We start from the raw sequence: 12,375 nt of genomic DNA on the forward strand, positions 1-12,375 counted from the left end.
CTCACTGCCATTTACGGTGATACGCGCCAAGCGTGGTCTGCGTGCCTTCGGACATTGAACCGAGCGTTTCCATCCACGCGGCCTGTGGGGCGTAGTTTTGCGGGTCGGCCATACAGCGGTCGATCGCCTGGCGCCACACTTTCGCCACCTGGCTGACGTAGGCCGGGCTACGCTGACGCCCTTCGATTTTCACCGAGGCAATATTGGCCGCCAGCAGTTCTGGCAGCAGCTCCAGCGTATTCAGGCTGGTGGGTTCTTCCAGCGCATGATAGCGCTCGCCATCAACCAGATAGCGGCCTTTACACAGCGTCGGATAACCGGCGTTTTCTCCGTCCTGATAACGGTCGATCAGCACTTCATTAAGACGGGATTCCAGCCCTTGTTGGGTCTGCTGCCAGCGAACAAAACGAGCAGGAGAGCAGGCGCCAACCGTATTAGGAGACTCGCCCGTCAGATAGGATGAAAGATAGCAGCGGCCTTCCGCCATAATGCACAGACTGCCAAAGGCGAACACTTCCAGGGGAACTGGCGTGACGCGAGCGAGTTGCTTCACCTGGTGAATAGACAGTACGCGCGGCAGCACCACGCGGGCGACATCAAAGTTGCGATGATAGAAATTAATCGCCTCTTCATTGGTTGCAGATGCCTGAACAGAGACATGACGCTCAATATGCGGGTAGCGCTCTGCGGCATACTCAAGCATGGCGAGGTCGGCGAGGATCAGCGCATCCGCACCCAGTTGCGCCGCCATATCTACGGCACGTTGCCAGCGCGCGTAACCATCCGGATGCGCAAAGGTGTTAATCGCGATGTGCAGCTTACGGCGGTGCTGATGGACAAAACTCACCGCTTCCTGCAATTTTTTCTCGGTAAAATTAAGGCCGGCGAAATGACGGGCGTTGGTATCATCTTTCAGCCCGATGTAGACCGCATCAGCGCCGTTCTCGATGGCCGCCTTAAGCGCCGGGAGGTTTCCGGCAGGGCAGAGCAGCTCCATAATTTATCCTGAACGTTGCGCCGTAAAGGGCGCAGAAATGTTAACGAAGAGGGATTTTAGTTAACCTTGCTGAGACAATTTTTGATTTGAGGCAGTTAAAGTCGTATTGGTGATACCAATAAGAGGTAACAATTTCGTAGCGAATTGTTGATTTATGCCGCTATGTCGTTTATTTGATATGGCAAAATAGCAGGATAATTGAAACAGGGAGTAAAGCTCGTGTTGGATAAACTGCGTTCACGCTTAGTACATTTTGGTCCTTCTCTGATGAGTGTACCGGTTAAACTGACGCCCTTTGCGCTGAAGCGCCAGGTTCTGGAGCAGGTCCTGAGCTGGCAGTTTAGTCAGGCGCTGGCCGATGGGGAGCTGGAGTTTCTCGACGGTCGCTGGCTGAGCATTCATGTGCGTGACATTGGCCTTAAATGGTATACCTCTGTTGAGAACGATAAACTTATCGTCAGCCAGAATGCAGAGGCGGATGTGAGTTTTAGCGCGGATGCCAGCGATCTCCTGATGATCGCGGCGCGTAAGCAGGATCCGGATACGCTGTTCTTCCAGCGTCGCCTGGTGATTGAAGGTGATACAGAATTAGGGCTGTATGTTAAAAATCTGATGGACGCCATCGAACTGGATCAGATGCCTAAAGCGTTGCGCGTCATGCTGATGCAGTTGGCGGATTTTGTTGAGGCGGGAATGAAAACGTCGCCAGAAACCAAACAGACTTCGGTAGGTGAGCCATGCTGATTCGAGTTGAAATTCCCATTGATGCCCCAGGTATTGATGCATTGCTGCGTCGTTCATTTGAGAGCGATGCGGAAGCGAAATTAGTGCACGACCTGCGTGAAGACGGTTTCATAACGCTGGGTCTGGTTGCTACCGATGACGAAGGTCAGGTAGTGGGTTACGTCGCGTTCAGCCCTGTCGATGTCCAGGGCGAAGACCTGCAATGGGTCGGCATGGCGCCGCTCGCGGTGGATGAAAACTACCGTGGGCAGGGCCTGGCGCGTCAGCTGGTCTATGAAGGACTCGATTCCCTGAACGAGTTTGGTTACGCCGCGGTGGTTACGCTGGGCGATCCGGCGCTGTACAGCCGCTTTGGTTTTGAGCTGGCTGCCCATCATGACCTGCGTTGCCGCTGGCCGGGCACCGAAAGCGCGTTCCAGGTTCATCGCCTGGCGGACGATGCGCTGGAGGGGGTGACGGGCCTTGTGGAATACCACGACTACTTCAATCGTTTTTAAGCGCCGGGGGTTTGCAGGCTGCTCAGTAGTGCCTCAAGCCCTTCGCCTTCAACAAGGCGCTCTTTCTGCCGCTTTGTAAGCTGTTTGACGCGATATTCTAAGCGCAGGGCCAGCGAACGGTCGCCGACCTGAGCCGCAAATGCCAACGTGAGTTCCCCCTTTCCGCGCAGCGCCTTCGCGCCTTTCCCACTTTGATGCTGCTTATAGCGGCGCTGCACATCGGTGGTTATTCCGGTGTATAAGGCGTTGTCCGCAGTACGGATCAGGTACAGATACCAGGGTGTCATTGTCACCATCGACGTGATAATTTTCAGGCCTACAGTATAAAAGAGAACAGAAATGGAAACACTGACTGCGGTGACCCGCTGGCTGGCAAAGCAGCACGTCGTGACCTGGTGTGTACATCATGACGGTGAATTATGGTGCGCCAATGCGTTTTACCTGTTTGATGCGCAGAAGATGGTGTTCTATGTGCTGACCGAAGAAAAAACGCGCCATGCGCAGATGTCCGGGCCGCGCGCGCCGATTGCCGGCACGGTAAATGGTCAGCCCAAAACGGTCGCCCTGATTCGTGGCGTACAGTTTAAAGGGGAAATCCGGCGTCTTGAAGGGCAGGAGAGTGAAGCCGCGCGTAACGCCTACAACCGCCGTTTCCCGGTCGCCAGAATGCTGCCTGCGCCCGTGTGGGAGATTCGACTGGATGAAGTCAAATTCACGGACAACACGCTGGGCTTTGGCAAAAAAATGCACTGGCAACGTGATCTATAGTTAATAGAGTGATTAAAGAGTCAGGGGAAGATTAGCGATGAGTCAGGTATTAATAACAGGCGCAACGGGGCTGGTAGGCGGAAATTTGCTGCGTATGCTGCTCAATGAACCCCGGGTCAATGCCATCACGGCACCGACGCGTCGACCGCTGGCTGATACGGCTGGCGTCTATAATCCCTATGATCCGCAGTTAACCGATGCGCTGGCGCAGGTCACCGATCCGGTAGATATTGTCTTTTGTTGTCTGGGAACCACCCGGCGTGAAGCGGGTAGCAAAGAAGCGTTTATCCATGCTGACTATACGCTGGTGGTGGACACGGCCCTGACGGGGCGTCGGTTGGGCGCTCAGCATATGCTGGTGGTCAGTTCGATGGGTGCCAATGCCAATTCACCGTTTTTTTATAACCGGGTGAAAGGGGAAATGGAGCAGGCCCTGATCGCGCAAAATTGGCCGCGGCTGACGATTGTTCGGCCTTCAATGTTACTCGGAGAGCGGGATAAACAGCGGGCGAATGAGAGGTTTTTAGCGCCGTTATTTCGGCTGCTGCCGGGGAACTGGAAGTCGATTGAGGCGCGTGATGTAGCCAGGGCTATGCTGGCGGAGGCACTGGCGCCTGGACATGAGGGCGTTTCGATCCTGACCTCTTCCGAACTGCGCGAAAGAGCCAAATAAAATGCCGGAGAGGACGCTCTGGCGTCACCATCCGGCATTTGTAGCTTGTCTTACTTAATAAACGTAAAAGCCGTAGTGACGCGTTTCACGCCGCTTACCCGGCTGGCGATGTCTGCCGCAGCCTTCGCTTCACGTTCAGTTACCAGACCCAACAGGAACACTTCCCCGTTTTCGGTGGTGACTTTCACGTTAGAGGATTTCACCTGATCGCTGGTCAGCAACTGGGAACGTACTTTAGTGGTTATCCAGGTATCGTTAGACGCATCGCCCAGGCCGATTGGCTGACCCTGACGGATCTCGTTAAAGACCTCAGTGGTACCTTCTACGCCCATCGCAATCTGTTTTGCTCGCGCAGACAGTTCGCTATTTGGCGACTGACCGACCAGCAGCACTTTACCCTGATACGCGCTCACGTTGATACGCGCCTCTTTCTTGATCTGGGCATCTTTCGACAACGCGGTATTGACGCGTAATTCCAGGGTTCCGTCATCTACCTGGGTGCCTACACTGCGAGGATCCGTCGCGGCTTTGGTGCCGACAGCAGCAGTTCCGACAACGGCGGCAGCGACACAGCCTTGCAGCAGCAGGGCAGCGATAATCACAGCAAGCGGCGAAAATGCCTTCATGTGTACTCCTTAATCATCCTGGTGAGGGAAAAGCGTGTTATCGATGAGATCGCAAAGGCAGTTGACCGTCAGCATATGCATTTCCTGAACGCGGGCGCTGTGGTGTGAAGGGATACGGATTTCAACATCCTGCGGCCCCAGTAACCCGGCCAGCTCCCCTCCGTCATACCCGGTCAGTGCGACAATTGTCATGTCGCGTGTCACGGCAGCTTCAACGGCTTTTACGATATCGCGGCTATTACCACGCGTAGAGATTGCCAGTAGAACATCACCTGCATGTCCCAGCGCACGGACTTGTTTTGCATAAACTTCGTCGTGCAGGCGATCGTTGGCAATCGCAGTTAAGACCACATTATCAGTATTTAGTGCAATCGCAGGTAAACTTGGGCGTTCTGTTTCAAAACGATTGATCATGCTGGCAGCAAAATGCTGTGCGTTGGCAGCGGACGTCCCATTACCACAACAGAGAATTTTGTTGCCATTGAGCAGGGACTGAACCAGCGTCATGGCTGCACGGGAGATCGCATCCGGAAGTGCTTCAGCCGCAGCTATCTGAGTTTGAATGCTTTCTGTAAAGCAGACTTTAATTCTATCTAACACGCTAATCCTTAAGAACCAGGCTCTGAATCTTCAACTATGAGCGGTCGTTGAACGCGTCCTTAAACCACTCAACATCATTTCCGGTGAAGGCTAACACATCGAACCGGCAATCCACAGTATCAAAACTTCCATTGTGGCGCGCAAGCCACAAGCGGGCAGTCTGTAATAATTTGTGTTGTTTGCTCCGGGTCACACTCGCCGCTGCACCGCCAAACTGGGCTGAGCGCCGATAGCGAACCTCAACAAATACGGTGGTGTTGCCTTCACGCATTATCAGGTCGATTTCGCCGCCACGCTCACGCACGTTGGCGGCGATAAAATGCAGTCCCTTGCTCTGCAGCCAGTCACGCGCGGTGGATTCCCACGCGTCACCGGTCTGTTTACTCGTTAACTGGCGGGGACGACTTGTCCTTGCTGGTATTTGAGCCATGATAACTTCCTGTTAATCACACAATCCTGCGTTGCGGTTAAGGCTCCGGTGTTGCCGTTAATTTCGAAACCCTGCACCTGACGCATTTGCGAGAAGTGGTTGGCAAGCGACCAGGCATCGACGCCCATCGCGTACATACGTGCCAGCGAGTAGTCGTTACGAACCGCGCCCAGCGCCTGCTGCATGAGAGGGGCGTTAGCGCCTGCCAGCATCGGAATTTCGCTGTACTGCAAGCCTTCCATCTCCAGACGGAAATCCGGGCCGGCAGTTCCCTGCGCGCTACGGGAGCTGGCGTACAGCGTGGCACCGCTCTGGCTACCGTTGCGCATGGCGATCATCGGCTTTATAAATGCAATTTCTTCTGGCGTTGCCAGAATATATACGGCATCAACACGACCGCTGCCGCCGGTGATTTGCGCATCGGTAGGTGCTGCCGGAATGGTCAGACCGCCAATCGTCACGCCAGGCTGCGCGGGTACAGAAGAGGCCACCGGGCTGCCCGTCAGGGAAATCCCCGAGCCGCCGTTGACGCCCATTTTCAGCTCAGCGGTGGAGCCGAACTTCTGCTGCAGCACCACGCCGCCACCCAGTTTTTGCCACTCCTGTGCAAAGGCGTTGGCAACGCGATCGCCTAACGAACTCCGCGGGATCAACAACAGCGGCGTCTGTTTTCCTTGATCGCGAATGTGGCGTGCTGCGTCGCGCGCTTCATCTTCTGGCGACAGAGCGAAGTAGCAGACGTTCGGCAGGTTTTTCACCGACTCCGGCTGATTAAGCGCCAGGACGTTTAATGGCGTGTTGCTTTTCATCAGCTCTTCAACATTGTTCTTCAACAGTGGGCCAACCACGATGCTGGCGCCATCCTGCTGAACCTGAGTCAGGATCTGATTCTGCGGTTGTGATGACGTGTCGTAGATTTTCAGCTCCGCGGACGGATTCGCTGGTGCGCTGGCGGTTGTTGGCTGCGCAGGCGCTGTTGGTTGTGGGGCTGTAGCTTCTGGCTGTGCTGGCGTCTCGTTGGTCAGATCGCTTACTGACGCCTGAGCTGGGCTGGCAACACCGTCAGTCGTTTGCGGCTGTTCCGTGGTCGTCGCAGCCGCTGTATCCGCAGCAGGCGCGGCAACAGCAGGGTCCGCTACGGGTTGAGTACCCATATTTTTCGCGGCTTCAAAGCCTTGCTGAATAGTACGGCCAAATACAGCGGCCTGACCGTTCAGCGGCAACAGCAGAGCAATTTTGCTGGTGGAAGCGGGTTTAAAGCTCTGCACGTTAACCAACTGCGTTGGCAACAGTTTTGCCCCCGGGTTTTGTGGATAACGTTTCTGCCAGTCAGCAATACCGGCTTTCATCATGTCTGGATCGTTACGGTTATCGAACCAGACGCGCTGGAGATCTAACCAGCCTTGCAGCACGTTTTCATCCGCATTGATGACCAGCGTCTGCGCTTGCTCCTGGGTCATGGATGACAGCGCCTGCCAGGTGGCATCCATGTTTTTCTGCTTAGCGTTCGCGGCCAGCAGCGGTTCCTGGGCGATCAGGGCGCGCAGTAAAGTCAGCGATGGACGACCCTGGTTGACGTCGATTTGCGCCTGCCAGTATCTCGCCTGCTGGTTTTGATCAAAATCGGCGGGGGTTAGCTTATCCAGCAGGGCCTGTGCGCCAGCGACATCTTTCTGCGCGAGCTTAATTTCGACGGCCAGCAGTGACTGCTCACGACGCTGGGTATCGCTTAGCTTCTGTGGTAGCTGGTTGAACAGCTCGAAAGCCTGCTGGCTCTTGCCTTCTTTCAGCAGTGCACGAATGGCGAGTAATTGCCAGTTGGTCTTGCTATCATCTGAGCTTTGCTGCATTTGTTGCAGATAAAAGCCGGAATCAGCCTGCGCAGTGCCCTGCATATGGGCTGCACTCTGGTCTGGTGCCTGGGTGCCACAGCCTGCAAAAATCAGTGCAGCCAGAATGACTGGTAGCGCGCGTGCGGCTTTCAAACGAGAAAATGTTGAGGGTACCATACTGTATCCAGTGATATTTTTTTACTCAATGCTCAATATTAAATCGGCAATACGGACGACACAATGAAACAACACGAATCGGCGGATAATTCTCAAGGCCAACTCTTTATTGTACCTACTCCTATAGGAAATTTGGCTGATATTACCCAACGAGCGCTCGAAGTTTTACAAGCCGTTGATTTGATTGCCGCTGAAGACACTCGTCATACAGGACTCTTGTTACAACACTTCGCGATTAACGCGCGTTTGTTCGCTTTACATGATCACAACGAGCAGCAAAAGGCCGAAACGCTGGTGGCGAAGCTTAAAGAAGGGCAAAACATTGCGCTGGTTTCCGATGCCGGAACGCCGCTGATTAACGATCCTGGCTACCATCTGGTACGGACCTGTCGCGAAGCAGGGATCCGCGTTGTTCCCCTGCCAGGCCCTTGCGCGGCGATTGCTGCCCTGAGCGCTGCAGGTCTGCCTTCAGACCGCTTTTGCTATGAAGGTTTTCTGCCTGCCAAATCGAAAGGGCGTCGTGATGCGATGAAAGCCATTGAGGCTGAACCGCGTACGCTTATTTTTTATGAATCTACCCACCGTTTGCTGGATAGCCTGGAAGACATGGTTGCCGTCTGGGGCGAATCCCGCTACGTGGTGTTGGCGCGTGAGTTGACCAAAACCTGGGAAACCATTCACGGCGCGCCGGTCGGCGAACTGCTGGCGTGGGTCAAGGAAGATGAAAATCGTCGAAAAGGCGAAATGGTGCTGATTGTCGAAGGACACAAAGCGCAAGAAGACGACCTTCCGGCCGATGCGCTGCGTACGCTGGCCTTATTGCAGGCAGAGCTGCCGCTGAAAAAGGCCGCCGCACTGGCCGCTGAGATCCACGGCGTGAAGAAGAATGCGCTGTATAAGTACGCGCTGGAACAGCAGGGGGAGTAAGAAGGCCTGGATTAATCACCGGCTTGTCGGAAGAAATGTCGGAAGAAATGTCGGAAGAAATGTCGGAAGAAATCGCTGAAAGCGTTGCAGTTAAAAGGTAAACTGCAACGCGTTGCTGCGTCAGGGGGATGTGGCGGTTGCTGTAAATTTTATTTATCAGGATATTGTGAGCCGTCAATCAGGCAACTGACATTGCGGTGCAACCATAAAAATGAAGCAGGAATAGTAGTAGTAACGGAGGCGGCTAGGTATTTTTCTACCGCATCGTGCTTCCCTTCACCTGCTATCAGCAACAAAATCTCTTTTGCATTCAGGATGTCTTTCAATCCCAGCGTAATGCCGTGAGTCACACGACTACCAGCTGTTTTTAACATGTCATGATGGCGCGTTTTCTCCTCAAGTACGCTGATATGGCAAAACGGCTCCAGGAGCTCTGTGGGTTCATTCAATCCCAAATGGCCATTTTTGCCTATTCCGAGCAGACATAAATCGAGGCCGCCTCGGCTGGCAATAATCTCTGTGATGCGCTCGCATTCCTGCTCGTTAACATTTTCAGATTGAAAACCAACCAACTGTTCAGCTCGTAAACCCAGCGGTTGAGCGATGTGTTGTTGCAGGAAAGATTCACACGTTGCAGGAGAGTTCAACGGAATACCGACCCACTCATCCAATTTCACGAAAACCACTCGATTAAAATCGATATTACGTTGGTTAATTTTCTCGACAAAGTAGCGATATGTGAGAAGGGGGGTGCCTCCTGTTGCCAGACAGATGGTTGCATCAGGTTTATTCTGTATCAGCGTAATTAACTGTTCGCTGGCGCGATCGCTCAATACGTCATAATTGTCGCAATACTGAATATATTGCATTTTTCGAGTCCTTTTGAAGTAGGGTGTTGCAGGCTGCTTCACCCTTATTTCGTTTAAAGTATGCCGAGTGCTGAAGAGATAATTGACAGTACAAACGTCACGCCGATTAACAGTACTGGATGTGCTTTTTTCACCCGCAACAGGTAGTACATCAGTAACGTGTAGCCCATCGGTAAAATATTCGGGAATACTTTATCGAAAAAATCCTGCTGTAATGCCACGCTGTGGGTACTGTCGATTGCAAAAGAAGTTACAACGTTAATGTGCACATAGGATGCGATAAGCCCGCCAATAACTGTGATCCCGAGGATCGTTGCTGAGCGGGCGATCATCTGCGAATTTTCTCGTACTTTGTCGATAGCTTTAACACCTACCGAGTAACCGACATGCGTCCAGCCGACGCGCAAGAAAAAGATCATCAAATAAACGGCGAAAAACAAAATTGGTCCCAGTATGTTTCCCTGGCTGGCGAAAGATGAACAGATCCCCGCCATAATAGGCAGTAAGGTGAACCAGAAAATGGCATCGCCGATCCCGGCGATAGGTCCAAATAGCGCCACTTTCAAGCCTTTAATTGTGTCGCGGTTTTCCCTCTTTTCTTCCATTGAGATCAATAATCCCATTAGAAAACCGACCAGATTAGGATGGGTATTGATAAATTCTAAATGGTCTTTCATCGCCGCGCTTAGACCGGCTTTATCATCCTTATAAATTTTTTTTAGTACCGGGAGCATAGCCCAGGTAAAACCACCTGCCTGCATCCTTTCATAGTTAAAGCTGGCCTGAAGAAATGACGAGCGAAAGCCAAGGCGAGTAATGTCTTTTTTACTGATTTCAGATCCCATTGCTATAGTCCTCTTCTTCATTGTTTTTATTAGTGGCAAGTTGAGCCTGCTGTTTGGCTTTCGCATTGAAAAATTCATATACGGCGAAGCCTGCGCCCAATACGGCGACGGGCAGTAGGTTGTTAACCTGGATGTAGCAGACGAAGAGGAAGCCAGCAATCAGGTAAGGTATGTACTGTGCTTTGAACATCACGCGGAGCAACAAACCAAAACCAACAGCAGGCAAAATGCCCCCCGCCACTTCAAATCCATGTGTTAACCAGGCGGGCATGGCTTTTACCAGTGACTGCATAGCGCCCTGTGCCAGATACGTACACAGGAAGGCGATGATGGCGTATGAAGAAGCAACAATCAGTGTTGTCAGCCAGTTCAGACGCGTAAATGCGCTTGTGTTTGCTTCTCTCGCACAGTTATCGGCTTTTGCCATAAACAGAGAGAATGCTGAGTAAAAGAACAATATTACGTATTGCATTAGAAGGCTGAAGGGCAAACCAAGACCGATGGCTGTTTTGGCATCCACGCCGGTAGACCATGCGATAACAGTGGTCATTAAACCGGCCATTATTGGATTGGGTGGCTGTACGCCTCCTGCGGGGGTTAGGCCAGCAAAAGCCAACTCGGTCAAACCACCTGTTATTAGGCCAATATGAATATCACCCAGAATAGCGCCGGTTAAAGTACATACAATAATCGGTCTGAATAAAAACAAGGCTTCCAGCCAAAAGTCGATTCCAAGAAAGAAAACTAATGCAGCCAGGGATATACCCTGAATAAGGGTTATTTCATGCATATATATCACCTCAAGAAAATAAATCCTTTTATTATGAAAAAGTTGTTTAGCCTTTTAATCAGGAATCTGTTCTTTTTGATCTCCAGGGACATCCTGAATAAAAATATGAACACCCTGTTTTTTTATAAAATGCAGGTCATCAAGATCTTGTTCATTAACGTAAACTTTGCTGCTTATCTGTTTTTTGCCTTCAGAGAAATGCATGTTACCCACATTGACATCGTTCAGTTGAATACCTCCTTCGAGCAATCTTCTTACTGTTTGTGGCGTCCGACAAATAAGAAAAATTTTCTGATGTGGTGCGGCCTTACCGATAACGTTTATGGTTTTATCTATGGAAAAAAAGCGGATGCCAAAACCGTAAGTTTCAGCAGTGATGCTCATTAATTTCTGCTGAATCTCATCTTGAGCAACGTCATCATCAATAACGACCAACAAGTTAGCACCAATTGTGGATGTCCATGTGACACCAACCTGTCCATGTACTAATCGGTTATCAATGCGGGTTAACAGAATTTTTGGACCACTCATATTTTAATCCTCACCATAAAAAGATTGAATTACATAGATTATTGAAATATATTATTATTGCAGTATCAAGTTTGTGAATTTATTCAGCGTAATTTAAACGCTATATATCTCTATTATTCGAATAATGAGTGCTAAAAGACATTATGCAGATAGCACTCAAGAATAAAAAAGAAATATAACGATGGTCACGATAATTCGCGGACAGCCATCAATTTGTTTGCTGAGCCGCATACATTAATTTTGCTACGCACCACTTCTTTCATCGCATCCATACCGACCCGCATATAATAACGGGGATCATTACCTTGTGGATTTTCCGCAAACCACGCTTTGACTGCATCGGCAAAGGCAATCTTCAGCTCGGTAGCAACGTTAACTTTGCACACACCAAGTTCGATCGTGCGGCGGACGTATTCGTCAGGGACATCGCTTGCGCCATGTAGTACCAGTGGAACGTCGACTACTTCACGAATTTCACCCAGCCGTTGGAAATCGATTTTAGGCGTTTTGGTGTAGAGGCCGTGAGCCGTACCAATGGCGACTGCAAGGCTGTCTACGCCGGTACGCTCAACAAACTGTTTGGCTTCTTGTGGATCGGTGAGGAAGGCGCTTTCGGCATCCACGCTCATGTCATCTTCAACACCGCCGAGGCGACCTAACTCTGCTTCGACGCTGCAATCTTTGGCATGGCAAAAATCTACGACGGATTTCACCAGCTTCACGTTTTCTTCAAACGGGAAATGGCTGCCGTCGATCATTGCGCTGCGTACTCCTGCATTTACTTTGCGGCGAATATCGTCCAGAGACTCATGATGATCGAGATGTAACGCCAGCGGCATGTCGTAGCTGGTGGAATAAGCGCTGCATAGTGCATAGATCTCTTCCAGTGCAATATGCTTAAAGGTACCTGGGGTTCCGGCGAGGATCACGGGCGATCGCATTTCATTGCATACTTCAAGGATCGCCTGGATCGTCTCGGCGTTGTGAATGTTGAAGGCGGGTACGGCGTAGCCTTTTTTTTGTGCATCCAGCAGGAGATATTTTGTGGAAATAATGCTCATATAACGAT

Annotated in this window: 15 protein-coding genes and 1 pseudogene; 5 read left to right on the forward strand and 11 right to left on the reverse strand. The window is 51.4% G+C overall.

What is annotated here, in order from left to right; translation table 11 throughout:
• Window position 1: 1 nt before the first annotated feature.
• The gene (ubiU, locus tag O6D90_RS02825) at window positions 2-997 is read right to left on the reverse strand and encodes a ubiquinone anaerobic biosynthesis protein UbiU (RefSeq protein ID WP_016154661.1); all 996 of its coding nucleotides are present in this window, start codon (window positions 995-997) and stop codon (window positions 2-4) included.
• A 219-nt stretch (window positions 998-1,216) separates the two neighbouring features.
• Between ubiU and ubiT the strand changes: the two genes are divergently transcribed.
• Both ubiT and O6D90_RS02835 read left to right on the forward strand, forming a co-directional pair.
• Window positions 1,217-1,741 carry a ubiquinone anaerobic biosynthesis accessory factor UbiT gene (gene ubiT, locus O6D90_RS02830; RefSeq protein WP_016154660.1) on the forward strand — a complete coding sequence of 175 codons (525 nt, stop codon included), beginning with the start codon at window positions 1,217-1,219 and terminating at the stop codon, window positions 1,739-1,741.
• Window positions 1,735-2,238: a GNAT family N-acetyltransferase gene (locus tag O6D90_RS02835; protein ID WP_016157563.1), complete on the forward strand. Its 504-nt coding sequence runs from the start codon at window positions 1,735-1,737 to the stop codon at window positions 2,236-2,238. The genes ubiT and O6D90_RS02835 overlap by 7 nt, the downstream gene beginning before the upstream one ends.
• Here the strand turns inward: O6D90_RS02835 and O6D90_RS02840 are convergent.
• Window positions 2,225-2,534: pseudogene (locus tag O6D90_RS02840) on the reverse strand (GIY-YIG nuclease family protein). The gene O6D90_RS02835 and the pseudogene O6D90_RS02840 overlap by 14 nt on opposite strands.
• A gap of 43 nt (window positions 2,535-2,577) precedes the next feature.
• On the opposite strand from O6D90_RS02840, the gene O6D90_RS02845 reads away from it, so the two are divergent.
• Both O6D90_RS02845 and O6D90_RS02850 read left to right on the forward strand, forming a co-directional pair.
• Window positions 2,578-3,006 (forward strand): YhbP family protein, encoded by a 429-nt coding sequence (locus O6D90_RS02845; RefSeq protein ID WP_016157562.1) that lies wholly within the window; start codon window positions 2,578-2,580, stop codon window positions 3,004-3,006.
• 37 nt (window positions 3,007-3,043) lie between these two features.
• Window positions 3,044-3,679: an NAD(P)H-binding protein gene (locus O6D90_RS02850; protein WP_016154656.1), complete on the forward strand. Its 636-nt coding sequence runs from the start codon at window positions 3,044-3,046 to the stop codon at window positions 3,677-3,679.
• A gap of 50 nt (window positions 3,680-3,729) precedes the next feature.
• On the opposite strand, the gene dolP is transcribed toward O6D90_RS02850, so the two are convergent.
• From dolP to O6D90_RS02870, 4 genes are read right to left on the reverse strand one after another with little or no spacing between them, the layout of a single operon-like run.
• The gene (gene dolP / locus O6D90_RS02855; RefSeq protein ID WP_003024954.1) at window positions 3,730-4,305 is read right to left on the reverse strand and encodes a division/outer membrane stress-associated lipid-binding lipoprotein; all 576 of its coding nucleotides are present in this window, start codon (window positions 4,303-4,305) and stop codon (window positions 3,730-3,732) included.
• A gap of 9 nt (window positions 4,306-4,314) precedes the next feature.
• Window positions 4,315-4,905: a DnaA initiator-associating protein DiaA gene (diaA, locus tag O6D90_RS02860; protein WP_003024948.1), complete on the reverse strand. Its 591-nt coding sequence runs from the start codon at window positions 4,903-4,905 to the stop codon at window positions 4,315-4,317.
• 34 nt (window positions 4,906-4,939) lie between these two features.
• Complete coding sequence (locus O6D90_RS02865) at window positions 4,940-5,335, reverse strand: YraN family protein (RefSeq protein WP_016157561.1); 396 nt, start codon at window positions 5,333-5,335, stop codon at window positions 4,940-4,942.
• Window positions 5,293-7,344, reverse strand: a complete 2,052-nt coding sequence (locus O6D90_RS02870) for a penicillin-binding protein activator (protein ID WP_271143245.1) — start codon at window positions 7,342-7,344, stop codon at window positions 5,293-5,295. The genes O6D90_RS02865 and O6D90_RS02870 overlap by 43 nt, the downstream gene beginning before the upstream one ends.
• 63 nt (window positions 7,345-7,407) lie before the next feature.
• Between O6D90_RS02870 and rsmI the strand changes: the two genes are divergently transcribed.
• Window positions 7,408-8,271 (forward strand): 16S rRNA (cytidine(1402)-2'-O)-methyltransferase, encoded by an 864-nt coding sequence (gene rsmI, locus O6D90_RS02875; protein WP_016154652.1) that lies wholly within the window; start codon window positions 7,408-7,410, stop codon window positions 8,269-8,271.
• Between the two features lie 149 nt (window positions 8,272-8,420).
• Here the strand turns inward: rsmI and O6D90_RS02880 are convergent, their stop codons facing one another.
• The 5 genes from O6D90_RS02880 to kbaY all read right to left on the reverse strand — a co-directional run bounded on the left by O6D90_RS02880 (window position 8,421) and on the right by kbaY (window position 12,367).
• A complete protein-coding gene (locus tag O6D90_RS02880; protein WP_016157559.1) occupies window positions 8,421-9,140 on the reverse strand; it encodes a galactosamine-6-phosphate isomerase in 720 nt (239 codons plus the stop codon).
• A 53-nt stretch (window positions 9,141-9,193) separates the two neighbouring features.
• Window positions 9,194-9,985: a PTS galactosamine transporter subunit IID gene (gene agaD / locus O6D90_RS02885; RefSeq protein WP_016157558.1), complete on the reverse strand. Its 792-nt coding sequence runs from the start codon at window positions 9,983-9,985 to the stop codon at window positions 9,194-9,196.
• Window positions 9,975-10,775 carry a PTS galactosamine transporter subunit IIC gene (agaC, locus tag O6D90_RS02890; RefSeq protein WP_016157557.1) on the reverse strand — a complete coding sequence of 267 codons (801 nt, stop codon included), beginning with the start codon at window positions 10,773-10,775 and terminating at the stop codon, window positions 9,975-9,977. The genes agaD and agaC overlap by 11 nt, the downstream gene beginning before the upstream one ends.
• 54 nt (window positions 10,776-10,829) lie before the next feature.
• Entirely contained in the window at window positions 10,830-11,306 is a 477-nt protein-coding gene (gene agaB, locus O6D90_RS02895; protein WP_016157556.1) for a PTS galactosamine transporter subunit IIB, read from the reverse strand.
• A gap of 185 nt (window positions 11,307-11,491) precedes the next feature.
• Window positions 11,492-12,367, reverse strand: coding sequence for a tagatose-bisphosphate aldolase subunit KbaY (kbaY, locus tag O6D90_RS02900; protein WP_016157555.1), 876 nt, complete (start codon window positions 12,365-12,367; stop codon window positions 11,492-11,494).
• Between the last annotated feature and the right edge of the window lie 8 nt (window positions 12,368-12,375).

It is taken from the genome of Citrobacter sp. 21OH12SH02A-Citro (assembly GCF_027919895.1).
Taxonomy (GTDB): domain Bacteria; phylum Pseudomonadota; class Gammaproteobacteria; order Enterobacterales; family Enterobacteriaceae; genus Citrobacter; species Citrobacter braakii.

Coding starts and splice junctions, on each gene's coding strand:
- O6D90_RS02865 (WP_016157561.1), bottom strand. CDS start 5,335: ATGGCTCAAATACCAGCAAGGACAAGTCGTCCCCGCCAGTTAACGAGT.
- O6D90_RS02870 (WP_271143245.1), bottom strand. CDS start 7,344: ATGGTACCCTCAACATTTTCTCGTTTGAAAGCCGCACGCGCGCTACCA.
- agaC (WP_016157557.1), bottom strand. CDS start 10,775: ATGCATGAAATAACCCTTATTCAGGGTATATCCCTGGCTGCATTAGTT.
- O6D90_RS02850 (WP_016154656.1), top strand. CDS start 3,044: ATGAGTCAGGTATTAATAACAGGCGCAACGGGGCTGGTAGGCGGAAAT.
- O6D90_RS02835 (WP_016157563.1), top strand. CDS start 1,735: ATGCTGATTCGAGTTGAAATTCCCATTGATGCCCCAGGTATTGATGCA.
- rsmI (WP_016154652.1), top strand. CDS start 7,408: ATGAAACAACACGAATCGGCGGATAATTCTCAAGGCCAACTCTTTATT.
- agaD (WP_016157558.1), bottom strand. CDS start 9,985: ATGGGATCTGAAATCAGTAAAAAAGACATTACTCGCCTTGGCTTTCGC.
- ubiU (WP_016154661.1), bottom strand. CDS start 997: ATGGAGCTGCTCTGCCCTGCCGGAAACCTCCCGGCGCTTAAGGCGGCC.
- dolP (WP_003024954.1), bottom strand. CDS start 4,305: ATGAAGGCATTTTCGCCGCTTGCTGTGATTATCGCTGCCCTGCTGCTG.
- O6D90_RS02880 (WP_016157559.1), bottom strand. CDS start 9,140: ATGCAATATATTCAGTATTGCGACAATTATGACGTATTGAGCGATCGC.
- kbaY (WP_016157555.1), bottom strand. CDS start 12,367: ATGAGCATTATTTCCACAAAATATCTCCTGCTGGATGCACAAAAAAAA.
- O6D90_RS02845 (WP_016157562.1), top strand. CDS start 2,578: ATGGAAACACTGACTGCGGTGACCCGCTGGCTGGCAAAGCAGCACGTC.
- agaB (WP_016157556.1), bottom strand. CDS start 11,306: ATGAGTGGTCCAAAAATTCTGTTAACCCGCATTGATAACCGATTAGTA.